Source organism: Aeromonas sp. 9A (assembly GCF_963900955.1).
In the GTDB taxonomy this organism is placed as follows: Bacteria; Pseudomonadota; Gammaproteobacteria; order Enterobacterales; family Aeromonadaceae; genus Aeromonas; species Aeromonas salmonicida.
Window position 1 is genome coordinate 3,785,638 of sequence record NZ_CAWRFG010000001.1, and the last position, 23,607, is coordinate 3,809,244.

Consider the following 23,607-nt stretch of genomic DNA (forward strand, 5'->3'; position numbering starts at 1 on the left):
CTTGGCCGAGCAATATGCTAATAGTGTCCACTTTGCATCCTGGAGGAGCCAAACGTGTTTGAGATAGCGAGCCTGAAAGAGGCGATGATGCACGGGGTCGAGCTGTTCCAGCTGCTGCTGGAGATCATCTCCATCGCCTGCGTAGTCATTGGCCTTGGCAAGACCCTCTGGCTGGCGGCGCGGGTACGGGATCACCAGCCCGGCTTTCCGCGGATCCGGCTCTGTTTTGGCAGCTGGCTTATTCTGGCGCTGGAGTTCCAGCTCGCCGCCGACATCCTGGCCACCACTGTCGCGCCGAGCAAGGAGGAGCTGATCCGTCTCGCCATCATTGCGGTGATCCGCACCTTCCTCAACTACTTCCTCGGCAAGGAGCTGGAGGCACAGGCTGAGCGCCAGCAGACTGAACAGGTCACGGCCAACCGATAATCCTTTCTCATCATCGGTATTGAAGGCGCCGCCATTCCTGCCACGCATGTGGCAAGGGAGGGCGGCGCTGTGACCCTCCCCTCATTTTTGACAATCAGTCAACTATGGAACCCTTTTCAGACGTTCCCACGCCCTGCCCCACGCATCTGCAAACACCTAGAATGGGGTCATCTCTCTGTGCCCGGCCTGACCCATGACCCCTCTCGATAACTGTGTGATTTACCAGATCTACCCCATGAGCTTTCAGGACAGTAACGGCGATGGCATGGGGGATATCAATGGCATTTGCCAGCGCCTCGACTATCTGGCCGAGCTTGGGGTCGACATACTCTGGCTTACCCCTGTCTATTGCTCCCCCAAACGGGACAACGGCTATGACGTGGCTGATTATCGCCACATAGACCCGGCGTTCGGCACCCTGGCCGACATGGAGCAGCTGATTGCGAAGGCTGCCGAACGCGGCATGGGCATCATGATGGACATAGTCGCCAACCATACTTCCACCGAACATGAGTGGTTTGTACGGGCACTGGCCGGGGACGCCCGCTATCAGGCCTATTACGTTTTTCGGGATAAAGCCTTCGTCGATGCCCATCCGGTGGAGTCCATCTTCGGCGGCAGCGGCTGGCAATACGTGCCAGCGCTCGACAGCTACTATCTACACAACTTCGATGTGAGCCAGGCCGACCTCGACTGGGACAACCCGGCGGTGCGCGCCGAGATGGCTGAAGTGATCAACTTCTGGCTGGCCAAGGGCATAAAGGGGTTCCGCTTCGATGTGATCGACATGGTGAGCAAGGAGTGGTCGCCCCTTGCCATGAGCAACGGCCCCCGCCTGCACGACCATATCCGCGAGCTCAACGGCGCTAGCTTCGGCAACAAGGGGATCATCACGGTCGGGGAAACCTGGGGGGCGGATCTCGCTCATATGCAGCACTATTCGAACCCGAATGGCAGCGAATTCAGCATGGTGTTCAACTTCGAACACCTGGGGCTGGGGCAGGACAAGTGGTCGTCGCATTTTGACCCCCTCACCTTCAAGCGGGCCATGGCCCGCCACCAGCAGGGGCTGCACGGCCGGGGCTGGAACAGCTTGTTTCTCGGCAATCACGACCTGCCCCGCGCCGTCTCCCGCTTTGGCAACGACAGGCCCGAGTGGCGCGAGCTGAGTGGCAAGCTGTGGGCCATGGTGCTGCACATGATGCAGGGCACTCCCTTCATCTATCAGGGGGAGGAGCTCGGCATGACCAACCGCCACTGGCAAACCGATGAGCTGCGCGACGTGGAGGCCATCCACTACTGTGCCAGCCAGGCGGAGCTGGATCCCGCCGAGCTGAGCCGCCGTATCGATGCGATTGGCCGCGACAACGCCCGCACCCCGATGCAGTGGGATGCGAGCCGACATGCGGGCTTCAGCACGGCCGCCCCCTGGATCGCGGTCAACGAGAACCACATGGACATCAATGCCGCCGGGCAGCTGGCCCGCCCCGACTCCCTGTTTCACCACTATCGCCAGCTGATTGCATTGCGCAAGGCCCACCCCGTCATTCGTCATGGCGACTTCGAGCTGCTCGATTGTGACGATCCACAGCGCATCAGCTACCGCCGCCGGTGGCGGGATCCTGCCACCGGAGAGACCCACACCCTGTTGCTGCTCGCCAATCTCACCGCGGGCACCTTGCCCATGCCCTATCTTGACATGGTGGAAAGGGGGGCCACCCTACTGATGGGCAACTACCCGGACGCGCCCACGACTCACTTTGCTCCCTATCAGGCTACCGTCTGGCTGATGCAGGCATAAGTGGGTGAGTAACAGGCGGCGCTTCGGGGCCGGCACATGGCCTCCCCGCTTGTGCTGGCTCCCAATATCCGTCTCGTTTATCGCCGCCAATACATGACCAGATCCTGGTCCCGTTATTTCCCTGTATGGTTCTCCTCCATACTGGCCTGCACCATTTATCTTTAATCACTTAAAAACTTCGTATTTTCAGGCGTGTGGCGACCAGCCGGAAATATATAAACCGATCTCTTTATAGATAATAGAGACACCACAATGCATTGTTTCCAATGAAGTAATAATGAATGAAAGTCTATTGAATGGATATTTACAGGATATATTTTGTGCTGTTTAGCCAGGGTTAAAAGTCAATTCAAATCTGCGGCCTTGTTATTCCAAGCCTGAACCTTATGGTTTCCATCCGGCGCGAGGAGATCCTCGCTCTGCGCCAACATGCAGTTCAGGCTCGCGGGATAGTTATCCCGCCATAACAAAAAGGTAATCATCATGCGTAAAACCGGTGTGGCACTCGCCATCTCGACTCTCTTCTGGTTCAATTCGGCCACGGCAACCCCCATCATATTCCCGGACGACCCGCTGGCCAGCCATGGACCAGAGACGCCCGCCCTCGCTCGCACCTTTCAGCTGGCGCAGGACGATCTGGGCAACCGGATCCACCAGCTCCATCTGCCAATTCAGACCGAACCCGAGCTGGTGGCTGAGCTGGAGCAGATCGGCAGGCAGCAGGGATTCTCGGTCAACACCCATGGCGACATGTACAAATGGACCGAAGACAACATGTGGCTGTCACGGGATGGCGCCCTCGTCTTCCGCCCCAGGGCGCCACTGGCCGACAAGGGTCACTACCACGCCTTCATCACAGCCCTGACAGCACTGAGCCCACAGGCCGAGCAGGAGGGCCACCACAGCCTGGGCAACCAGGAGTCTCAGGGGTTGGAGGATGGCATGCTGGCCCAGGCCGACACCTTTGCCAACGAACAGGGACGGGAGCTGATCCCGACCTTCTCCATCATAGATGGCGGCAACATGCTGACCGGCCAGCGGGCCGACGGCACCCCCTATGCCCTGATCGGTCGCGATGCCCTGCTTCAGACCACTCTGCACCACAGCCGGCTGGATAGGGAGCGCATCGCCACCCGTCAGGAAGCCATGGAGCGTGACGGTGACTTTCGGCTGAAACTGAACGAAGAGGAGTGGCTGGGCAGCCCCTATACCTTCCAGAAGGGCCATGACACCGAGGTGGACCTCATACTGCTGGAGGCCGCCAACCTGCTGCCTCGGGATCTGAACGCCGAGCAGCGCCACGCCTTTGCCAGGACAGCGCGCGCCAAGGCCGAGCTGGCGCAGTACGAGGTGAACTGGGAGACCCGACAGGCTGCGGAGCAGCGGATGTTTCTGAGCCAGCAGCAGGGCGCCCTCATAGCCGAGCGCTATCGGGCGCTCCATGGCCAGACGCTGCCTGCTTCCTTCGATCTGCTCGCCCGGCTGAAACAGGACTACGCCAGCCTGGTGGTCACCGCCGATCTCCACTCCGACTTTGCTGATGATCAGATAGAGAAGGAGCTGCAAACGCTGCAGGCCGATGCCGCCACCCTGACCCGGCTAGGACCCATGCTGCAGGCCGGCGGCTACCAGCGCCAGGGGCTGGCCGGCGCCGAGCTGGATGAGCAGACCCGCCGTTTCCTCGCCATGATGGTCATCAGCCAGCGCCTGATGGCACAGGAGCTCAAGGTGGCCGAGCGCGATCTGGTGATCCTGGCCCAACCCGGTTTTCACCTCGACATGGCCATGCGCCCCCTGGCCGATGGCCGCATCCTGTTCAACGACCCTGCGGCCAGCGAGGCGCTGATCCAGCAGGTGCTGGCCAGCGACGGCAGCCTGAACGACAGCGAGCGCCAGGGCCTCACCGAGACCCTCACCAGCCTGAAACAACAGGCCGAACGCTGGCACAAGATCCATGCCCTCATCCGGCAGCAGCTGACCGACGCCGGTCTGACCCCCATCGCCACCCCGGGCGCCTTCAGCGTGAACAAGCGGGCGGTGAACTGGATGAACGGCATCATGGGCACGGCGCAGCAACCCTTCTACATCACCAACGCCGCCAGCATAGCCCCCCTGAATCAGGCCTTCAGCGCCTGGTTGAAACGCGAGGTGCCCGAGCTGACCACCTATTTCGTGGGTCAGACAGCAAGCAGCAGGCGGGCGGGATTTAACCAGGCGGAGGCTCTGCTCAAGGGCAACGGCGGCCTGGATTGCATCACCTTGCACCACGAGTAGCGAGTGCTTGCTCCAGGCGTTCAACCGATGGTTATTTGACTCGCAAGCGGGTTCTGTGTACTTTGCGACCAGAATTTTTGTTGGACCGCTTTTCCATGTTGTACATCCTGTTCAAATGCTCTGTCAGGAGGCTGTGCTCCGTGCACTAACACGATGAAGTGTTGCCCGGAGCCATTCCTCTTCTGAATCTTCATCAGCTGCGTGCATGCCCTCTCACAGGGAGGCTGCCCCGCATCTGATGAAAACAGGGGACTCAGGCCGGCGAGATGCTTCATCGCCGGCCTTTTTGTTTCTGATATTCAGGACAAAGTTTCAATATTGCTTGAAACGGGGGGCCGGTACGCCAAGTACCGCCCCCCGTTTTTTATGGATGTAGCATCATGAGTTTACTCACCATTCAAAATCTGACTTGTCACCTGGGTGACAAGACCCTCTACCAGCAGGCCCACTTCACCCTCTTCGCTGGCGAGCATATCGGCGTCACGGGCAAAAACGGCGCGGGGAAAAGCACCTTGCTGAAACTGCTGCAAGCGGAGCTGTTGCCCGACGGGGGCGACATCCTCTGGCAGCCCGCTGTGAGCCTCGGTTATCTGGATCAGCATGCCGAGATGGACGCGCAAACAAGGGTGCGCGAATACCTGCAAACCGCTTTTGCGGATCTCTACCGGCAGGAGGCCGAGATGATGGCCATCTACGCCTGCCCGGTGAAAAGTGTCCAAGCCCGCCATCTGGCACGTGCCGCCACCCTTCAGGCCAGCCTGGAGAGCCGGTCGTTTTATCAGATCGACAGCCGGATAGATGCGGTGGCGGATGGCCTGGGGATCACTCAGTTGGGTATGCATACCCGGTTGGGGGAATTGAGCGGCGGACAAAGGCACAAGGTCATGCTGGCCCGCCTGCTGTTGCTCGCGCCGGATGTCCTGCTGCTGGACGAGCCGACCAATTATCTGGATACCCTTCACCTTGACTGGCTGGCGAACTACCTGAGCGGCTTCAAGGGAGCTTTTATGGTGGTCTCTCACGACAAGGCGTTTCTAAACCGGATTGCCACGGCCATTTGCGACATAGACCGGCAACAAATCCGCAAATTCAAGGGTAACGTCGACAAAGCCATGGCTCAGAAAGCCACTGAAGATGCCGCCCATGGGAAACACTATCTGGCGCAGCAGCGACATATCGACAAGCTTGAGCACTTCATTGCCAAAAACGGAGCCGGGGTCAATGCCAGCATCGCCAATGGCCGCAAGAAACAGCTGGCCCGTATAGACAGGCTGGCAACACCGGAGCAGGAAAAGGCCGTCGCCTTCTCGTTTCGTACCGCCCCGCACAATGGGCAGCAGTTGCTTGCCGCCACTGAGCTGATCATTGGCTATCGACGCCCCCTGTTGGCGCCCATCTCGCTGACCCTTGCTCGGGGCGAAAAAGTGGTGATCGCCGGGTTCAACGGCATCGGCAAATCGACCCTGCTGAAAACCCTGGTGGGCGAGCAGCCCCCGGTATCTGGCCAGCTCGCCCTGTCACCTGCCCTCAAACTGGGTTATTTCGAGCAGGCGCTGCGCTGGGCCGACCCGTATGCAACACCGGTGGATCTGGTCAAAGCTGTGTGCCCGGGCGTGGATGACAAGGTGGCCCGGCAACATCTGGCACGCTTCGGCATAACGGGAAAACTGGCATTGCGGCCGATTGCCTCCCTCAGTGGTGGTGAGCAGACCAGGGTGAAACTGTGCAGGCTGACCCTGCAACCCACCAATCTGCTGGTACTGGACGAACCGACCACACACCTGGATGCCACTGTCAAAGCCGCCTTGCAGCGAGCCTTGCATGACTACCCGGGCACAGTGGTTGCGGTCTCCCACGAACGGGAGTTCGTCGCCCACTGGCCGGATCGGGTGGTGGATATTCACGCCTTCACTGCCGCTGAACATACGTATTGCGTTTGAGGTCAAAGATATGTTTTTGAAAATATTGCTGTTCTTGATTGCGTTTCTGGTGGGCGCCGATGAGCTGATGCTGGGCCCCATACTGGCTCCCATCGGCAAGGATCTGGGAGTTCAACCCGAGCGCATCACCCTTTTTATCACGGCTTACAGTGTGGCGCTGGCGATGGTCGCCCCCTTGCTGGGTAGCCTCTCGGATCGCCTTGGCAGGATAAAGGTGATGCTGCCCGCCGCCCTGTTGTTCGGGGCGGCCTCAGTCGCAACAGGCCTGGTGGAGAACTTTGAATGGGGGCTCGCAAGCCGGGTGCTCACCGGCCTGGCCAGTGCCGGCATGTTGCCCATCGCCTTTGCCATGGCTGCCGACAGCGCAGGGACAGATGCCATGAAACGCATTGCCTGGGTCCAGGCAGGCCTGACCCTGGGCATGATAGCGAGCCCGGCCGTCGGGGCTCTGCTGACCCAATGGCTCTCCTGGCGGGCTGCCTTCATCCTGCTTGGCGTATGCGCCTGGTGTGTGGCGGCGGCGCTGGCGTTGCTGCCAGCCGACCAGGAGCCGGCAGAAGTATCAGCGGGACATCAGGAGGACAAGGGCCCCCGCCTGCTGGCCATCCCGGGTGCTGTGGGTGCCTTGCTCGCCATGTGCCTGGGCCTTGGCGGCGGAATCGGCCTGTTCAATCTCGTCGGTCAGCATTTGCGCGATACCCAGGACTGGTCCATCGGGTCCGTGGGGGGCTTGTACGCTCTGCTTGGCATCATCAGCGTCATCGGCAACCTGCTGATGCCCCGCCTGTCTGGCCGGGTCGAGAGCGGGCGCCCCCTGATGCGTATGGCCTTGGTGGTCTGCCTGCTGGTCAGCGTCTGGTTTTACCTCTATCCAGCCGGGCAACCCATGCTGCTGCCTCTGCTGCCGATAGTGCCGCTGCTGCTGTGGGCACTGGCAGGCGGCATAGGATCGCCCGCTCTGCAGGGCTATATTGCGCAGCTCTCCAGCGCTCACAGAGGCATGCTGATGTCACTGGCGATGACCATGATGCACCTTGGCGTGGCGCTCTGGTCCGGTGTCGCCGGATTTGCCTACAGCGCAGGGCCTGTGGCCTTGGCAGCCCTGGCCATACTGCTGTTTGGCAGTGCCATAGTGGTCTTGCGGCCGGTCAACGCCACGGCCTGATCCCCGACAGAAAACGGGCGTGAACCAGGCACGCCCCCCAACAGGTCGCCCATCCACCATGAGCGGCAACCGGTTTCCAACTCAGGCTGCCTGTGCAAGCAAACATGACTCTTCCATCTAGTTATTTAATTTCATGATTTATTTAATTCAACGATTTCGGTACCGACTCATCCCTGCCACCATTATTCACGCTGGATCGATAGATATATCCCGACAAATAGACCCGATTATTTTCAAGGGTATAAATGGCGAATAGACGATGTATTAATTGATTATTTATCCCGTTTGATGCGCTCTCTCCAACCCTCTTACTATGCCTGCGACCTATCCATGGCCGGTGGACAACCGCCGGCTTTCAAACTGGCATAGCAAGTGGACAATTCATGATCACCACAGACGGTAATAACGCAGTCGCCTCAGTGGCGTACCGCACCAGCGAAGTCATCGCCATCTACCCCATCACCCCCAGCTCCACCATGGCGGAGTTGGCGTCGGCCTGGTCGAGCGATCGGGGCAAAAATCTGTGGGGGGATGTACCTCGCGTGGTGGAGATGCAATCGGAGGGAGGCGCCATCGCCACCGTCCACGGCGCCCTGCAGACAGGCGCGCTGGCAACCTCGTTTACCTCGTCGCAGGGCTTGCTGCTGATGATCCCCAACCTCTACAAGCTGGCGGGTCAGCTCATCCCCTTCGTGCTGCATGTGGCAGCGCGTACCGTCGCGACCCATGCCTTGTCCATCTTTGGCGATCACTCGGACGTGATGGCGGTGCGCCAGACCGGCTGCGCCATGCTCTGTGCCAGCAATGTGCAGGAGGCACAGGATTTCGCCCTGATTTCCCAGGTGGCCAGCCTCAACAGCCGGCTGCCCTTCATCCACTTCTTCGACGGTTTTCGCACCTCCCACGAGATAGCCAAGATAGTGCCGCTGGCGGATGACACACTGCGTGCCCTGCTGCCGGAGGCGGCGATCCGCGCCCATCGCGATCGAGCGCTCACCCCCGACAAGCCTGTCATTCGCGGCACCGCCGCCAACCCGGACACCTACTTCCAGTGCCGGGAAGCGAGCAATCCCTGGTATGACGAGGGCTATCGCCACGTGAGCGAGGCGATGGCGGCCTTCGGCTCGCTAACCGGCCGCTACTACCAGCCGTTTGAATATGTGGGTCACCCGCAGGCCGAGCGGGTACTGGTGCTGATGGGTTCCGCCATCGGCACCTGCGAAGAGGTGATCGAACGGCTGCTGGCCAGGGGCGAGAAGGTGGGGCTGGTGAAGGTGCGCCTCTACCGCCCCTTCAGTGCCGAGCATCTGCTGGCGGTTATTCCCGAGAGCGCCCGCAAGATTGCGGTGCTGGATCGCACCAAGGAGCCGGGGGCCCAGGCCGAGCCCCTCTATCTGGACGTGATGACGGCGCTGGCCGAGGCGGTCAGCCGGGGCGAGCGGGCCAGCCTGCCGCGGGTCATCGGCGGTCGCTACGGTCTCTCCTCCAAGGAGTTCAATCCGGCCTGTGTGCAGACGGTGTTTGACGAGCTGGTGCTGGATAACCCAAGGCCGCGCTTTACCGTCGGCATCTTCGACGACATCACCGGCCTCTCCCTGCCGCTGCCGGTGCTCGACTATCCCGGTCAAAGCAAGCTGGAGGCGCTCTTCTACGGCCTTGGCAGCGATGGCACCGTTTCGGCGGCCAAGAACAGCATCAAGATCTTCGGCAATCACACCCCGCTCTATCCGCAGGGCTACTTCGTCTACGACTCCAAGAAGGCGGGCGGCCTCACCGTCTCCCACCTGAGGGTGAATGAGCGGCCGGTGCAATCGGCATACCTGGTGGACGAGGCGGACTTCATCGGCTGCCACCAGTGGCAGTTCATCGACCTGTACCAGATGGCAGAGCGGCTGAAGTTCGGCGGTATCTTCCTGCTCAACAGCCCCTATGGCCCGACAGAGATCTGGCAGCGATTGCCGCAGGAGGTACAACAGGTCCTGCGTGCAAAAGAGGCGCGGTTCTACATCATCAACGCCGCCAGGATCGCCCGGGAATGCCAGCTCGGCAACCGCATCAATACCGTGATGCAGATGGCCTTCTTCCAGCTGACCGCCATCATACCGCCAGCAGAGGCCACCGAGTTGCTCAAGCAGGCCATCGCCAAGAGCTACGGCAACAAGAGCACCGAGCTGGTCGAGCGCAACTGGCAGGCGCTGGCCACCACCTGCGAGGCACTGATCCCGGTGCCGCTGCAGGTGCTCGATCAGTCCAGCCACCAACGCCCCCCCGTGGTATCGGCCAAGGCCCCCGACTTCGTCCAGACGGTCACCGCCGCCATGCTGGCGGGGCTGGGCGACAGCCTGCCGGTCTCAGCCTTCCCGCCGGACGGTACCTGGCCGGTGGGCACAACCCGCTGGGAGAAGCGCAACATCGCCAAGGAGGTGCCCATCTGGCAGGCGGACCTCTGTACCCAGTGCAACTACTGCGTGGCGGCCTGCCCGCACTCTGCCATTCGCGCCAAGGTGGTGGACAAGGACGCGCTGGCCGATGCCCCCGCGACCCTGGATGCGCTGGATGTGAAGGCCCGCGACATGCGCGGCCAGCAATACGTGCTGCAGGTAGCGCCTGAGGATTGCACCGGCTGCAACCTCTGCGTCGAAGTCTGCCCGGCCAAGGACCGCACAGATCCGAGCCGCAAGGCGATCAACATGGCCTCCCGGCTGGATCACCTAGAGGCCCAGAAGACAAACTACGACTTCTTCCTCGCGCTGCCCGAGCGCACCGCCGAGCAGCTGGAACGCATAGACATCCGCACCTCCCAGCTGGTCTCGCCACTGTTCGAATACTCGGGCGCCTGCTCAGGCTGCGGCGAGACCCCCTACATCAAGCTGCTGACCCAGCTCTACGGGGACAGGCTGCTGATTGCCAACGCCACCGGCTGCTCCTCCATCTATGGCGGCAACCTGCCCACCACCCCCTACACCACCAACGCAGAGGGCCGTGGCCCGGCCTGGGCCAACTCCTTGTTCGAGGACAACGCCGAATTTGGCTTGGGCTTCAGGCTCACCGTCGATCAGCATCGCGATCGGGTACGCCGCCTGCTGGCCGGTCTGGGGGACGCCGTTCCGGCCGAGCTGCAACAGGGGCTGCAAGACGCCGGCCTGCCGGTCTCGGAGCAACGGGCCCACATTGAGCAACTGCGCAGCCTGCTGCAGGGTCGCACCGAGCCGGGCGCCGCTGAGTTGGCGAAGGACGCGGATCACCTGGTGGACAAGTCGGTCTGGCTCATCGGCGGCGATGGCTGGGCCTATGACATCGGCTTTGGCGGGCTCGACCATGTGCTGAGCCTGGGGGAGAACATCAATGTGCTGGTGCTCGACACCCAGTGCTACTCCAACACCGGCGGCCAGCAGTCCAAGGCCACGCCACTCGGTGCCATCACCAAGTTTGGCGAGCAGGGCAAGCGCAAGGGGCGCAAGGATCTTGGTGCCAGCATCATGATGTATGGCCACGTCTATGTGGCGCAGATCTCCCTCGGCGCCCAGATGAACCAGACGGTGAAGGCCATTCAGGAGGCGGAAGCCTACCCGGGGCCGTCGCTCATCATCGCCTACAGCCCCTGCGAAGAGCACGGCTACGATCTGGCCCAGAGCCACGAGCAGATGAAACAGCTGACCGCCACCGGCTTCTGGCCGCTCTACCGCTTCGATCCGCGCCGCAGCGACGAGGGCAAGCTGCCGCTGGCGCTCGACTCCCGGGCACCGAACGCCTCGCTGGCCGAGACCCTGAGCCAGGAGCCCCGCTTCCAGCGCCTCGAACGTCAGCTGCCGGAGATCGCCACCCTGCTCTATCGCGAAGCGGAACTGGACGCCAACCGCCGCTTCGCCTGGCTCAGCCAGCTGGCTGGCAAGGAGGCTTCCCCGCAGGAGTGATCGGCCTGCCGGCGACCAGTGAAACCGGATAACAAAGAGGGCTCCCGTTGGGAGCCCTCTTCACATCCAGTCTGATCGTCATCAGGCAGGCATGGTAGCCAGCTCGTGCCGCTTCAATGCCAATAGTGTGATGAGCAAGGCGGCACTGGCGATCAGCGCCATGCCGATATAGGTAGCGCTGAACCCCGGAGCCAGCTCGACCGGACTCAGGCTGGCCAGATTGTGGCTGGTGCCCGCCGGCAGGGCGGCATGAAACAGCACGGAGCAGATGGCGACCCCGACCGCGCCCCCCAGCTCACGGCCGAAGTTGAACAGGGACATGCCGATGCCGCGATCCGCTGCCGGCAATGCATTTTGCACCACAACCGCGAGGGCCGGCAGCACCAGCCCCAGACCCAGACCGGCAAAGCCCAACCCCAGACTGGCCCAGACATCGAAATGAATTTGCCACAAAGCCAGCGCAGACAGTGCGAAGCCCACCACCACGAACCGCTTGTAGTAACCGGTGCGACCGATCAGCTTGCCGCCGACGAAAGCACCCGCCGTGATGCAGACCATGAAGATCACCATGTAGAGGCCGCTCTCACTGGCCCCCATTCCCTTCTGCCACTGCATCTGCAACGGCAAATAGACCAGCACAGCGAACATCAGCAGTTGCGAAACCAGTGCCAGCAGCACGCTCACCAGATAGCCGGGCAACCGCACCAGATGGACAGGCAGGATAGGATCATGGGCACGTCGCTCCACCAGGATCAGCAGCAGCAAGGCAACCGCCAAACCCGCCGCCAGCCAGATGGGGGGCAACGCAGTCTCGGGTGATAACAGCAACAGGGTCAGCGTGGTCACTGTGATGAGCAGTGCCGCCCCCTTCCAGTCGAAACGGCTGTGACGACGCACATTGAGATGCTTGAGGTTGCGGTTCACCAGCCAGATGGCGAGCGCCCCGAGAGGCAGGTTGATCCAGAAGATCCAGCGCCAGCTCAACTGCTCGGTAAAGTAGCCGCCGAGCAGAGGCCCGGCGATGCTGGAGACCGCATACACGGCCGAGATGTAACCCTGATACTTGCCCACCTCCCGTGGCGGTATGCAGTCGGCAATCACGGTAAAGGCAAGTGCAATCAGGCCGCCGCCCCCCAGCCCTTGCAGCACGCGAGCCGCCAGCAGGGTCGGCAGATCCTGCGCCAAGGCGCAGGCCACGGATCCCGCCAGAAAAAGACCAATACCGATATTGAGCATGCGTACCCGACCGAACATATCGCTCAACTTGCCATACACGGGCAGAGCGGCGGTGGCCGCCAACAGATAGGCGGTCACCACCCAGGTGAGGGCCGCGCCAGCGTTCAGCTCGGCGCCAATGATGGGCAAGGGGGTGGTGACTATGCTCTTTTCCAGTGAACCCAGGGCGATCACCAGGGCCACGCTTGAGAAGATGGTTTTTGGGGACATATAGGGGCTCGCTAATGTGAAATGCCAAAATCTGCGGCAAAGAACTTATTATTGTCTCATAAATCATTATCCGATGGCTAAAACCACTGCCATCCAGCGGCCAGTCCCTTGACCATGACGGCCGTCGCGGCATCCGAACGCCGGATCTGGTAGTGTGGTCTTTTGGCCCAAGAGGAAGCAGACCCATGTCCGAGCAGTTCCGGTTTGATCAATACGACGCCCTGATTTTCGATATGGATGGCACCCTGGTGAACTCCATGCCCCTGCATCTGGATGCCTGGGAGGCAACCAGCGCAGAGTTCGGTCTGCCGTTCAATCGTGAGCAACTCAATGAATATGGCGGCATTCCCACCCGCAAGATAGTGAGCATACTGGCCGAACAGCACGGACTGGATATCGATGTGGATGCCTTCACTCGCCGCAAGGTGGCCCTCTATCTGGCGCATATCGACAAGGTCAGCGTCTTCCCCTCCATGTGGGAGCTGGTCAGGCGCTGCCACAGCAAGGTGCCGATGGGCATAGGCACTGGGTCATCGCGGGATCATGCCGAGCGCATTTTGAAAAACACCGGCCTGGATGCCTATATCTCCGTGCTGGTCAGTGCCGACGACATCCACAACCACAAACCCCATCCGGATACCTTCCTGAAGGTAGCCGAGCTGCTCGGCGCCAATCCCGCCAACTGCCTGGTGTTTGAAGATACCCAGATCGGCATTCAGGCAGGCAAGGCCGGCGGCATGACCACCTTGCTGGCCACCGAAGGCACGCTGCAGCAGGTGTGACAGACGAGTATCCTGGCCCACCCTTGCGGGTGGGCTCGGTCGTTCAACCCCGACTCGGCTGAGATATCGCGCAGCGGCCTGGATGAGAGCATATCAGCGACAAACGGGGGTCTACGGGCCCGGCACAAAACGCCATAAAAAACGCCCCTTTCGGGGCGTTTTTGCCAACCATCGCCGTTACATGGCGTTGGTGGATTCGAAGATCTTGTCGGCCGAGGCTTCGACGAAGCCCGGGTAGAGCACGCCGTCGGCCTGCGGGTAGCGCAGGGCAAACTCGTAGAAGCAGCTCGGAATGGTGCGCACGCCGTCGCTGAAGGGTACATCCGCCTTGTCGGCCATGGTGGAGGATTGTTCCAGCATCACCTGCGGGTCCCCTTTCACCTCGCCACCCACGCCGTTGAGCACGAAGCCGGCCGCCTTGAGGGCGGCATTGACCTGCTGGATGGTATCGAACTGCTTGAGGCGATTGATGTTGACCGTGAAGTGGTTGGCGCGATAGCCCCAGGCCGCCATCCAGGCGGCGTATTCGCTCTCTGCCAGCAGGGTCTGGTAATCGGCCCAGGATACCTGCCAGGGCGCCCCCGTGTAGAGGAATGCCTGGGTGTCGGTCAGGTGATCAGGCACCTGCTCAGCCAGCTTGTGGATGATGGCCTGGGCCGCCTCAGAAAGCTCTTCTACCTTCAGCTCGCTGATGAACACCTTGGGGGCATCCGGATCCTGATGCTCAAAGTGCTTGGCATAGAGCTTCTTGGCCTTGAACACATACTCACCCTTCTGCTCGTAACCGAGCGCCAGGAAGTGGGCGGCCAGCTTCTCCAGCCCCAGCTTGGGTAGGTTGTAGGTGCGAAACGCCACATGATCATTGACGATGGGCTCGCCGCCACCCAGCAGGGTGTGGACCTTGAGGGCGCTCGGGGTGACTTGAATGTAGTTATCCCACAAGTGACCGAACAGGGTGTCGATATCCTTTTGCATCTCTCTTTCCTTTGATTGCGGGTACAGACAAGGGCACCTGTTCAGTGCCCCTTTTACTTTTTGTTATCAGCGCTCAGCGCAGAGGAGGACAGTGTCAGCCGTGGCGGCCTTGCTGCCGGCCTCTTCCTTGTTAAAAGGTCAAACCCGGAGACAACTGATCCGGCATGGCTGCCTTGCTGTCCTCGACGGAAGCCACCGGGTAAGCACAGTAGTCGGCGGCGTAGTAGGCGCTCGCCCTGTGGTTGCCGGAGGCACCTATGCCGCCAAACGGCGCGGCGCTGGAGGCGCCCGTGATGGGCTTGTTCCAGTTGACGATACCGGCGCGGATGCGCTTGAAGAAGTGGTGCCAGTCCGCCTCGCTGTCACCGAGCAGGCCGGCCGATAGGCCGAAGCTGGTGGCGTTGCCCTGATCGATGGCGGCATCGAAATCGTCGTAACGAATGAGCTGCAGCAGTGGGCCGAAGTACTCTTCGTCCGGCAGCGCACCGATTGCGGTCACATCTATGATGCCGGGCGAAACGAAGCCGGTGCCCGCTTCCAGGTGCTTGAGGGTAAGCAGACTCTCGCCACCCAGTTGTTGCAGGTTGGCTTGCGCCGCTACCATGCCGAGAGCCGCTTTCTCGCTGATCATGGCCCCCATGAAGGGCTGATCGGCGGCATCATAGAGACCGACCTTGATCTGGCCGACCACCTCCACCAATCGCTTGACCAGGGCATCGCCCCGGGCACCGCGCTCGACAAACAGACGGCGCGAGCAGGTACAGCGCTGGCCGGAAGTGATGAAGGCTGACTGGACTATGGCATGGACGGCGCCATCCACATCGCTCACATCTTTGACGATCAGCGGGTTGTTGCCGCCCATCTCCAACGCCAGGATCTTGCCGGGCTGACCGGCAAACTGCTGATGGAGGAAATGGCCGGTACGGGACGAGCCGGTAAAGAAGAGGCCGTCGATATCCGGATTGCCTGCCAGCGCCTTGCCGGTCTCTACCTCACCCTGTACCAGGTTGAGGACACCCTTGGGCAGACCCGCCTCCTGCCAGATCTTCAGCATGGCTTCAGCCACCATGGGGGTCAGCTCGGAGGGCTTGAACACCACTGTATTGCCCGCGATCAGCGCCGGTACTATGTGACCGTTGGGCAGATGACCAGGGAAATTGTAGGGGCCGAACACGGCGACCACGCCGTGGGGCTTGTGGCGCACGAATGCCTTGGCACCCGGCATGGGGTTCTCGACAGTGCCGGTACGCTCGTCATGAGCGCGAATGGAGATGGCAATCTTGCCCTGCATGGCGGCCACTTCGGTGCGGGTTTCCCACAGGGGCTTGCCGGTTTCCCGGGCTATGGTGAGCGCCAGCGCCTCCTTGTGCTCGCCGAGCAGATCGGCGTAACGACGCACTATGGCAAGACGCGCTTCCAGGCTCATGTCAGACCAATGGTAGAAGGCTGCGCGGGCTGCCTTGACGGCAGCATCCACCTGACTGGCACTGGCGGCGCCCCCTTGCCAGATGACTTCATTCTTGGCCGGATCCATTGACTCGAACGGCTTGCCTTCACCGGCCAGCCACTGGCCGTCGATAAGTTGTACTAAATGGCTCATCAATTCACTCCCTGTGTTTCACAAGCAGCCTTGGCTACCTGTTTCATATGCGGTTCTGCTGCCTTCAACACCAGACAAGGCGACTCAGTCGAGATCGACGACACGCACCATGTCGCCATCCTGCACCTTGAGTGCCGCCGCCATCTTGGGCGGAATGATGGCTTCGTGCTTGTCCAGATCGACCCGGATATTGCCGTGGCAGGCGCGATACTGTTCGTAGCGGGTGTTGCAGATCAGATGGGTCTTGCCACCTATGGGCTCGCCAATCAGCACCCGCAGCTTCTGGCTGCGGCGCACGCTGCGAATGTTCTTTACGTCACACTCGACGGTGGGGCCGGCATCGAAGATGTCAACGTAGCCACGGTTCACGAACCCCTCATCCTGCAGCATCTTGATGGCCGGGCGGGTCTTCTCGTGGGTCTGGCCGATGACGGCGCGCGCCTCGTTGCTCAGCAGGTTGACGTAGATGGGGTACTTGGGCATCAACTCGGCGATGAAGCGCTTCTTGCCGATGCCGGTGAGATAGTCGACTGTAGGAAAATCCATCGAGAAGAAATGCTTTTGCAGCCACTCATAGAAGGGGCTGTGACCTTTTTCATCGGAGACGCCACGCATCTCGGCAAAGACGGTCTTGTCAAACAGCTCGGGGTGCTCGGCCATGAACAGGAAACGGTGCTTGGAGAGCAGGCGGCCATTGAGCCCCTCGCGGGCGCATTCGCGCAAAAACAGGGTGCACAGCTCGGAATTGCCGGTGTAGTCATTCGACAGCGTGAGCGTCTCGACCACGTTGTAGATGCCGAGTTTGGGGGAAGAGTGCACCACCTTGCCGATGTGATAGTTGTAGAACGGCTGGGACAGGCCCACGGCCGCATCGATGGCGCAGGTACCGACCATTTCGCCGGTCTCCAGATCCTCAGCCACGAAGAAGTAGAGGCAATCACCCTTACCTGCCGGTTTGTCCGAGAAGGTCTGGGTCGAGGCATCTATCTTGCGCTGCAGCAGTTCATCGTTGACAGGCAATGATGTCATGCCGGTGCCGGATTCAATGGCACAGGTCTTGAGACCGGCAAAATCTTTTTGCTCGATAGGACGGATAACCAACATAAATGACAACTCCCTTTCATTGACGACAGGTGGGGTCCCGGCTCCTGCCGGGAGGGCTCCCCACCTCAATTAGGATCAGGCGTTAACCACCTGGGCAACCGCTTTCTCGAACCGTGCCAACCCTTCCTTGATATCCGCTTCCGGAATAACCAGTGACGGTGCGAAGCGCACCACGTTAGTGCCTGCTACCAGTGCCATCAGCCCCTGGTCGATGGAGGCCAGCAAGAAATCACGGGAGCGGCCCTTGTAGTCATCGTTCAGCACGGCGCCGAGTAACAGGCCCTTGCCACGCACTTCACTGAAGCAGTGGTACTTGGCATTGATGGCGTCGAGACCGGCGTGGAACAGCTGTTCACGCTGCTTGATGCCGCTCAGCACTTCCGGGGTGTTGACCACATCGATCACCGCCTCGGCCACCGCGCACGCCAGCGGGTTGCCGCCGTAGGTGGAGCCGTGAGTGCCCACTTTCAGGTGAGCCGCGATTTCATTGGTGGTCAGCATGGCACCGATGGGGAAGCCGCCGCCAAGCGCCTTGGCGCTGGTGAGGATGTCAGGCGTGACGCCAAGACCCATGTAGGCAAACAGATCGCCGGTACGGCCAACCCCGGATTGCACTTCGTCATAGACCAGCAGGGCATTGTGCTTGGTACAGAGTTCGCGCACCCCTTTGGCAAACTCGTCGGTCGGACGAATGATGCCACCCTCCCCTTGCAGCGGCTCCATCACCACGGCGCAGGTATTGTCGGAGATGACGGCAGCCAGCTCCGCCAGATTGTTGTAAGTCACATGGGTGATATCAGCCGGCTTGGGACCGAAACCATCCGAGTAGGCAGCCTGGCCACCCACGCTGACGGTAAAGAAGGTACGACCGTGGAAACCCTGATGGAAAGCGATGATCTGGGTCTTGTGCTCACCGAATTTCTCGATGGCATAACGACGGGCCAGCTTGAGGGCCGCTTCGTTGGCTTCGGCGCCCGAGTTGCAGAAATAGACCTTGTCGGCGAAGGTGGCGGCAACCAGCTTCCTGGCCAGACGCAGAGCCGGCTCGTTGGTCATCACGTTGGAGAGGTGCCACAGCTTCTCGCCCTGGGTTTTCAGGGCTTCGACCAGCTTGGGATGGCAATGACCCAGGCCATTGACGGCGATCCCGCCGGCAAAGTCGACATACTCACGGCCTTCCTGATCCCAGACACGTGACCCTTCACCACGCACCGGGATTATCTTGGCGGGCGCATAGTTGGGAACCATCACTTCATCAAACACTTCACGTGTCACTGCCAACAACTCTGACATATTGCTCTCCTTCGATCTGGCGACAGAATAATCCACCGCCCAAAAGTTAAATCCATGTAAACACATCGGCATTGTCACAGAAAAAAAGCTAAAAGTCTGCAACAAAGCAAGTTACAGGGAACAATGTTCGATTGCCTGTGAGATTTTAGGCAACCGCATTGCATAACGGCTCAGGGGGTGTTGGCAAGAGATAATTTGGACAGGGAAGGGGGTGAATAAAGTGTCAGGGAAAATATTTTTGGCCTCATCTCGATTCTGTGAGGCCAATCACAACCATTCAGGAACTGGTTAGAAAATTGGCCAGCAATTGGTGACCCTGCTCGCTCAGAATGCTCTCCGGATGGAACTGAACTCCCTCTATATTCAACTGCTTATGGCGCAGACCCATGATCTCGTCAAAAGAGCCATCGGCATGTTCACTCCAGGCGGTAACCTCGAAGCAGTCGGGCAGAGTTTCCCGTTCCACGATGAGCGAATGGTAGCGGGTGACCCGCAGCGGGTTGTTGAGCGCCTTGAATACTCCCTCGCCCTGATGGCGAATAAGGGAGGTCTTGCCGTGCATCACCTGACGTGCGCGCACCACTCTGGCACCGAAAGCCTGGGCCATGGATTGGTGACCGAGACAGACGCCAAGGATGGGGAGCTGACCCGCAAAGCGGTTGATGGCCGACAGGGAGATGCCCGCCTCATTGGGCGTGCAAGGGCCGGGAGAGATCACCAAATAACGGGGAGCTAGCTGCGCTATGGTATCCAGCGTCAGCTCGTCATTGCGCTTTACCACCACCTCTTGCCCCAGAGCGCCAAAATACTGCACCAGGTTCCAGGTAAAGGAGTCGTAGTTATCGATCAACAACAGCATGGGGCAACCAGAGGCAGAGAATTAACGGTCCAGATAGCGGCCCTGCTCCATTTCGCGCTCGCGCTGGCATTCTGCCAGATAGATGGCGGCGGCAATGGCGGGGGTGTTGTGGTATTTGTCGATGGCGTTGGAGACCATCAGTTGCAGGGTATTGAGGTTCTTGGCCTTGCGGAATTTACGCAGCCAGTGACCCTTGTCACCCAACTCTTCAATCGTGGTGTTTAATTCGACAGACATGCTCACTCTTGGGGCAGAAGCCCGCGTTTGAAATTGGAAGATGAATTAACGAATAGCAGGTCGGGTAAAACAAAGAAAGCCAGGCAAAGACCCAGCTCTCTTCTACTACACCTTCCCAGTATGTCAGGCTCGAGGAACGAAGCCGACGACATCATATACGCTGGTCAGTGTTTTTTCAGCCCTTTCACGCGCCTTTTGTGCGCCTGCCGCCAAAATTGTTTGCAGATGAGCCTCATCCTGACGCAACTCGCGGAAGCGCGCCTGAATGGGTTCCAGCAAGGCAACGACCGCCTCGGCAGTCTCGGTCTTGAGGTGACCATACATCTTGCCTTCGAAGTGCAGCTCCAATTCTGGGATGGAACGGCTTGTCACCCCGGACATCAGGGTCAGCAGGTTGGAGACACCCGGCTTGTTCTCCGGATCAAAACGCACCACTGCCGGCTCGTCGGAGTCAGTCACGGCACGCTTGATCTTCTTGACGATCTGCTTGGGATCTTCCAGCAGGCCGATGAAGTTGGCCTCGTTGTCATCAGACTTGGACATCTTCTTGGTCGGATCCTGCAGGCTCATCACCCGGGCACCTTCGGTCGGAATGAAGGGTTCCGGCAGGGTGAACACTTCGCCGTACAGGTTGTTGAAACGGGTACAGATGTCGCGAGTCAGCTCCAGATGCTGTTTCTGATCGTTGCCGACCGGTACCTGGTTGGCCTGATAGAGCAGGATATCTGCCGCCATCAGCACCGGATAACCGAACAGGCCGACGTTGACGTTGTTCTCGAAACGGGCGGACTTGTCCTTGAACTGGGTCATGCGCGACAGCTCGCCCATCTGGGTGTAGCAGTTCAGGATCCAGCCCAGCTCGGCGTGCTGCGGCACGTGGGACTGGATGAAGACAGTGCTCTTGGCCGGATCTATCCCCACCGCCAGATAGAGGGCGGCAGCATCGAGACACGCCTTGCGCAGGGCGGCTGGCTCCTGACGGGTGGTGATGGCATGCAGATCGACGATGCAGTAGAGGCAGTCGAAGTCATCCTGCATGTTGACCCACTGACGCAGGGCGCCCATATAGTTGCCTATGGTCAGCTGACCCGACGGCTGGGCCCCGCTCAGTACGATTGGTTTAGTCATGAGAGTGTTAATCCTTGTTATTCGGCCAACCCGACACCTTACTCGGCTAACAGGGCATCGAGCTTGGCAAACTGCTCATATACCCAGTCCGGGCGGGAATCTGCAATGGGACGACCATAGTTGTAGCCGTAGGTGAGCCCCACTACTTTCATGCCGGCGGCCTGAGCGGCCAGCACGTCATTTTCGGAGTCGCCCACCATCAGGGTGCGGGACGGACTGACGCCCAGCTCATGGCAGGCATGCAGCAGGGGCTCGGGGCTCGGCTTCTTGACCGGCACACAGTTGCCACCCAGCCAGAGCGCGAAACAGTCGCTGATGCCAAGGGCATCCAGGATGGGCTGCACGAAGTGACTCGGCTTGTTGGTCACCACGGCCTGTTTGTAACCCAGCTTTTGCAAGCGGCGCAGGCTCTGTTCCACACCATCATACATTTCAAGCCCTTCCAGCAGGCAGGCCTGATAGTGCTGATCGAACAGGGGGCGGGCCCTGGCAAACAGTTCAGGAGCCTCACGATAATCCAGGGCGCGCTGGATCAGCTTGTCGGCGCCATTGCCGACCCAGGTACGCACCACGGCTTCATCAGCCTCGGCCAGACCCAGTTCAGTGAGGGTACGGTTGACCGCCAGCGCCAGCTGGGGGGCACTGTCGATCAGGGTGCCATCCAGATCGAACAGCACCAGATCAAAATCACGCTCAGCGCTGGACATGGCTCAGCTCCGCACGCATCTGGTCGATCACCGCCTTGTAGTCAGGCTGGCTGAAGATGGCAGAGCCCGCCACGAACATGTCGGCACCCGCTTCGGCGATGGCGCGGATATTGTCTACCTTGACGCCGCCGTCGATCTCGAGGCGAATGTCACGGCCGCTCTCGTCAATCAGGCGACGCACCTGACGCAGCTTGTCGAGGGTGCCGGGGATGAAGCTCTGGCCACCGAAGCCAGGGTTGACCGACATCAGCAGGATCACATCCAGCTTGTCCATCACGTACTCCAGACAGGAGAGCGAGGTCGCCGGATTCAGTACCAGACCGGCCTGACAGCCCTGCTCCTTGATGAGACCCAGGGTACGATCCACATGATCGGACGCTTCCGGGTGGAAGGTGATCAGGTTGGCCCCCGCCTTGGCGAAGTCCGGAACGATGCGATCCACCGGCTTGACCATCAGGTGCACATCGATGAGCGCCTTGATGCCATAGTCGCGCAGGGCCTGACAGACCATGGGGCCTATGGTCAGGTTGGGAACATAGTGGTTGTCCATCACATCGAAATGCACCACGTCAGCACCGGCGGTCAGCACCCTAGCAACATCGTCACCCAGACGAGCGAAATCGGCGGAGAGGATTGAGGGGGCAATCAGAAAGTCTTTCATCAGCGTCATCCATTGGCAGCGTGGCAGAAAAAGCGGCGCAATTTTACCGCAAATATCAGATGAAAACGACCCGAACACAGGCAGGAAAAAGCGGGCCACCCGATTTATCACCCATATCCGGCGAAAACGAACCCTAGCGCAGACAGGAAAAAGCAGGCCACCCGATTTATCGCACATATCCGGCGAAAACGACCCGAACGCAGAGAGGAAAAAGCGGGCCACCCGATTTACCGCCCATATCCGGCGAAAACGACCCGAACACAGGCAGGAAAAAGCGCGCCACCCGATTTATCACCCATATCCGGTGAAAACGAGGCGAACACCAGGATGGCGACAGGCAGAAACAGCAGCGGCACCCGAAAGTGCCGCCAGAGGATCAGCCGAGCGAAACAAGTTCGGCGTCGCTTGGGTAGTAGCCCTGTTCCGGCTCTATACCGGGCGGATAAAGCGCCAGCAGCTCGGCTACCTTGTTGCGACTGCCACCGTTGCGACTGATGGTGCGCTTGACCAGGATCTCGTCCAGTCGGGCGCCACGATAGAGCTCACGGGTCAGCGCTATGTCGTGGTTGCTGATTAGTACCGGCACCCCCTTGCGGGCAGCGGTATGACGTGCCAGCCGCGCCAGTATGGCCTGATCGTCCAGGGTGAAGCCGCCGGCTGAATAAGTGGTGAAGCTCGCCGTGTTGGAGAGTGGCGCATAGGGGGGATCGCAGTAGATCACCCAGTCTTCCTCGGCACGCTTGATGGCATCGGCGTAGCTTTCACAGATGAAGGTCGCCTTCTGCGCCTTCTCGGCAAAGGCCCACAGCTCTTTTTCAGGGAAGTAGGGCTTCTTGTAGGAACCGAACGGCACGTTGAAGCCGCCCTTCTTGTTGTAACGGCACAAGCCATTGAAACCGTGGCGGTTGAGAAACAGGAACAGCATCGCCCGCTCAAAGGTGGTTTCAGTCTGGTTGAACTGGGTGCGCAGCCGGTAGTAGGCCGCCTTGTGATTGTGCTCCGCTACGAACAGCTTGCGTGCTTCGGTGATGAAATTATCCGGCATCACCTTGAGATGGTTGTACAGGCAGATCAGATCCGGATTGATATCGTTGAGCACATAGGCATCGTAGTCGGTGTTGAGAAAAACAGACCCGGCCCCGACGAAGGGCTCCAACAACACACGCCCGGCAGGCAAACGCTCGGCAATCTCTTCAACCAGGGAGTATTTTCCCCCGGCCCATTTTAAAAAAGCGCGTGTTTTTTTCATGGAAATCCGGTGTTAAGAAGGCATAGACCCAAAAAGGGGGACGATT

General features: G+C 60.1%; 18 protein-coding genes. 7 read left to right on the forward strand and 11 right to left on the reverse strand.

Features of this window, described 5'->3' with window-relative positions:
• The first annotated feature begins 54 nt into the window (after positions 1-54).
• The 6 genes from AACX78_RS17460 to nifJ all read left to right on the forward strand — a co-directional run bounded on the left by AACX78_RS17460 (position 55) and on the right by nifJ (position 11,520).
• Positions 55-426 (forward strand): DUF1622 domain-containing protein, encoded by a 372-nt coding sequence (locus AACX78_RS17460; RefSeq protein WP_201302889.1) that lies wholly within the window; start codon positions 55-57, stop codon positions 424-426.
• A 193-nt stretch (positions 427-619) separates the two neighbouring features.
• Entirely contained in the window at positions 620-2,227 is a 1,608-nt protein-coding gene (locus tag AACX78_RS17465) for an alpha-glucosidase (protein ID WP_159166953.1), read from the forward strand.
• A 483-nt stretch (positions 2,228-2,710) separates the two neighbouring features.
• On the forward strand, positions 2,711-4,501 hold the full coding sequence (locus tag AACX78_RS17470; protein ID WP_159166954.1) for a hypothetical protein: 1,791 nt from the start codon (positions 2,711-2,713) through the stop codon (positions 4,499-4,501).
• 380 nt (positions 4,502-4,881) lie between these two features.
• Entirely contained in the window at positions 4,882-6,441 is a 1,560-nt protein-coding gene (locus tag AACX78_RS17475) for an ABC-F family ATP-binding cassette domain-containing protein (protein WP_159166955.1), read from the forward strand.
• A 10-nt stretch (positions 6,442-6,451) separates the two neighbouring features.
• Positions 6,452-7,606 (forward strand): MFS transporter, encoded by a 1,155-nt coding sequence (locus tag AACX78_RS17480; RefSeq protein WP_159166956.1) that lies wholly within the window; start codon positions 6,452-6,454, stop codon positions 7,604-7,606.
• 383 nt (positions 7,607-7,989) lie between these two features.
• Positions 7,990-11,520: a pyruvate:ferredoxin (flavodoxin) oxidoreductase gene (gene nifJ, locus AACX78_RS17485; RefSeq protein WP_159166957.1), complete on the forward strand. Its 3,531-nt coding sequence runs from the start codon at positions 7,990-7,992 to the stop codon at positions 11,518-11,520.
• 81 nt (positions 11,521-11,601) lie between these two features.
• Here the strand turns inward: nifJ and AACX78_RS17490 are convergent, their stop codons facing one another.
• On the reverse strand, positions 11,602-12,966 hold the full coding sequence (locus AACX78_RS17490) for an MDR family MFS transporter (protein WP_159166958.1): 1,365 nt from the start codon (positions 12,964-12,966) through the stop codon (positions 11,602-11,604).
• A 185-nt stretch (positions 12,967-13,151) separates the two neighbouring features.
• On the opposite strand from AACX78_RS17490, the gene AACX78_RS17495 reads away from it, so the two are divergent.
• The gene (locus AACX78_RS17495; RefSeq protein WP_159166959.1) at positions 13,152-13,748 is read left to right on the forward strand and encodes an HAD family hydrolase; all 597 of its coding nucleotides are present in this window, start codon (positions 13,152-13,154) and stop codon (positions 13,746-13,748) included.
• Between the two features lie 177 nt (positions 13,749-13,925).
• Here the strand turns inward: AACX78_RS17495 and AACX78_RS17500 are convergent, their stop codons facing one another.
• The 10 genes from AACX78_RS17500 to AACX78_RS17545 form a co-directional block, all read right to left on the reverse strand.
• Positions 13,926-14,723 (reverse strand): DUF1338 domain-containing protein, encoded by a 798-nt coding sequence (locus tag AACX78_RS17500; protein WP_005317093.1) that lies wholly within the window; start codon positions 14,721-14,723, stop codon positions 13,926-13,928.
• Between the two features lie 130 nt (positions 14,724-14,853).
• On the reverse strand, positions 14,854-16,323 hold the full coding sequence (gene astD, locus AACX78_RS17505; RefSeq protein WP_159166960.1) for a succinylglutamate-semialdehyde dehydrogenase: 1,470 nt from the start codon (positions 16,321-16,323) through the stop codon (positions 14,854-14,856).
• A gap of 84 nt (positions 16,324-16,407) precedes the next feature.
• On the reverse strand, positions 16,408-17,427 hold the full coding sequence (gene astA / locus AACX78_RS17510; RefSeq protein WP_005317100.1) for an arginine N-succinyltransferase: 1,020 nt from the start codon (positions 17,425-17,427) through the stop codon (positions 16,408-16,410).
• 75 nt (positions 17,428-17,502) lie between these two features.
• Complete coding sequence (locus tag AACX78_RS17515) at positions 17,503-18,720, reverse strand: aspartate aminotransferase family protein (RefSeq protein ID WP_159166961.1); 1,218 nt, start codon at positions 18,718-18,720, stop codon at positions 17,503-17,505.
• Between the two features lie 277 nt (positions 18,721-18,997).
• Positions 18,998-19,579 carry an aminodeoxychorismate synthase component II gene (locus tag AACX78_RS17520; protein ID WP_159166962.1) on the reverse strand — a complete coding sequence of 194 codons (582 nt, stop codon included), beginning with the start codon at positions 19,577-19,579 and terminating at the stop codon, positions 18,998-19,000.
• A 21-nt stretch (positions 19,580-19,600) separates the two neighbouring features.
• On the reverse strand, positions 19,601-19,816 hold the full coding sequence (locus tag AACX78_RS17525; protein WP_005317103.1) for a hypothetical protein: 216 nt from the start codon (positions 19,814-19,816) through the stop codon (positions 19,601-19,603).
• Between the two features lie 123 nt (positions 19,817-19,939).
• Positions 19,940-20,944 carry a tryptophan--tRNA ligase gene (gene trpS / locus AACX78_RS17530; RefSeq protein ID WP_159166963.1) on the reverse strand — a complete coding sequence of 335 codons (1,005 nt, stop codon included), beginning with the start codon at positions 20,942-20,944 and terminating at the stop codon, positions 19,940-19,942.
• A gap of 38 nt (positions 20,945-20,982) precedes the next feature.
• Positions 20,983-21,651, reverse strand: a complete 669-nt coding sequence (locus AACX78_RS17535) for a phosphoglycolate phosphatase (RefSeq protein WP_159166964.1) — start codon at positions 21,649-21,651, stop codon at positions 20,983-20,985.
• Positions 21,638-22,312 carry a ribulose-phosphate 3-epimerase gene (gene rpe, locus AACX78_RS17540; protein ID WP_005317108.1) on the reverse strand — a complete coding sequence of 225 codons (675 nt, stop codon included), beginning with the start codon at positions 22,310-22,312 and terminating at the stop codon, positions 21,638-21,640. The genes AACX78_RS17535 and rpe overlap by 14 nt, the downstream gene beginning before the upstream one ends.
• A 376-nt stretch (positions 22,313-22,688) precedes the next feature.
• Entirely contained in the window at positions 22,689-23,561 is an 873-nt protein-coding gene (locus AACX78_RS17545; protein WP_017412038.1) for a Dam family site-specific DNA-(adenine-N6)-methyltransferase, read from the reverse strand.
• Between the last annotated feature and the right edge of the window lie 46 nt (positions 23,562-23,607).

Coding starts and splice junctions, on each gene's coding strand:
- astD (WP_159166960.1), bottom strand. CDS start 16,323: ATGAGCCATTTAGTACAACTTATCGACGGCCAGTGGCTGGCCGGTGAA.
- AACX78_RS17525 (WP_005317103.1), bottom strand. CDS start 19,816: ATGTCTGTCGAATTAAACACCACGATTGAAGAGTTGGGTGACAAGGGT.
- AACX78_RS17490 (WP_159166958.1), bottom strand. CDS start 12,966: ATGTCCCCAAAAACCATCTTCTCAAGCGTGGCCCTGGTGATCGCCCTG.
- rpe (WP_005317108.1), bottom strand. CDS start 22,312: ATGAAAGACTTTCTGATTGCCCCCTCAATCCTCTCCGCCGATTTCGCT.
- AACX78_RS17480 (WP_159166956.1), top strand. CDS start 6,452: ATGTTTTTGAAAATATTGCTGTTCTTGATTGCGTTTCTGGTGGGCGCC.
- AACX78_RS17475 (WP_159166955.1), top strand. CDS start 4,882: ATGAGTTTACTCACCATTCAAAATCTGACTTGTCACCTGGGTGACAAG.
- AACX78_RS17495 (WP_159166959.1), top strand. CDS start 13,152: ATGTCCGAGCAGTTCCGGTTTGATCAATACGACGCCCTGATTTTCGAT.
- AACX78_RS17520 (WP_159166962.1), bottom strand. CDS start 19,579: ATGCTGTTGTTGATCGATAACTACGACTCCTTTACCTGGAACCTGGTG.
- AACX78_RS17545 (WP_017412038.1), bottom strand. CDS start 23,561: ATGAAAAAAACACGCGCTTTTTTAAAATGGGCCGGGGGAAAATACTCC.
- trpS (WP_159166963.1), bottom strand. CDS start 20,944: ATGACTAAACCAATCGTACTGAGCGGGGCCCAGCCGTCGGGTCAGCTG.
- AACX78_RS17535 (WP_159166964.1), bottom strand. CDS start 21,651: ATGTCCAGCGCTGAGCGTGATTTTGATCTGGTGCTGTTCGATCTGGAT.
- AACX78_RS17470 (WP_159166954.1), top strand. CDS start 2,711: ATGCGTAAAACCGGTGTGGCACTCGCCATCTCGACTCTCTTCTGGTTC.
- AACX78_RS17465 (WP_159166953.1), top strand. CDS start 620: ATGACCCCTCTCGATAACTGTGTGATTTACCAGATCTACCCCATGAGC.
- astA (WP_005317100.1), bottom strand. CDS start 17,427: ATGTTGGTTATCCGTCCTATCGAGCAAAAAGATTTTGCCGGTCTCAAG.
- AACX78_RS17500 (WP_005317093.1), bottom strand. CDS start 14,723: ATGCAAAAGGATATCGACACCCTGTTCGGTCACTTGTGGGATAACTAC.
- AACX78_RS17515 (WP_159166961.1), bottom strand. CDS start 18,720: ATGTCAGAGTTGTTGGCAGTGACACGTGAAGTGTTTGATGAAGTGATG.
- nifJ (WP_159166957.1), top strand. CDS start 7,990: ATGATCACCACAGACGGTAATAACGCAGTCGCCTCAGTGGCGTACCGC.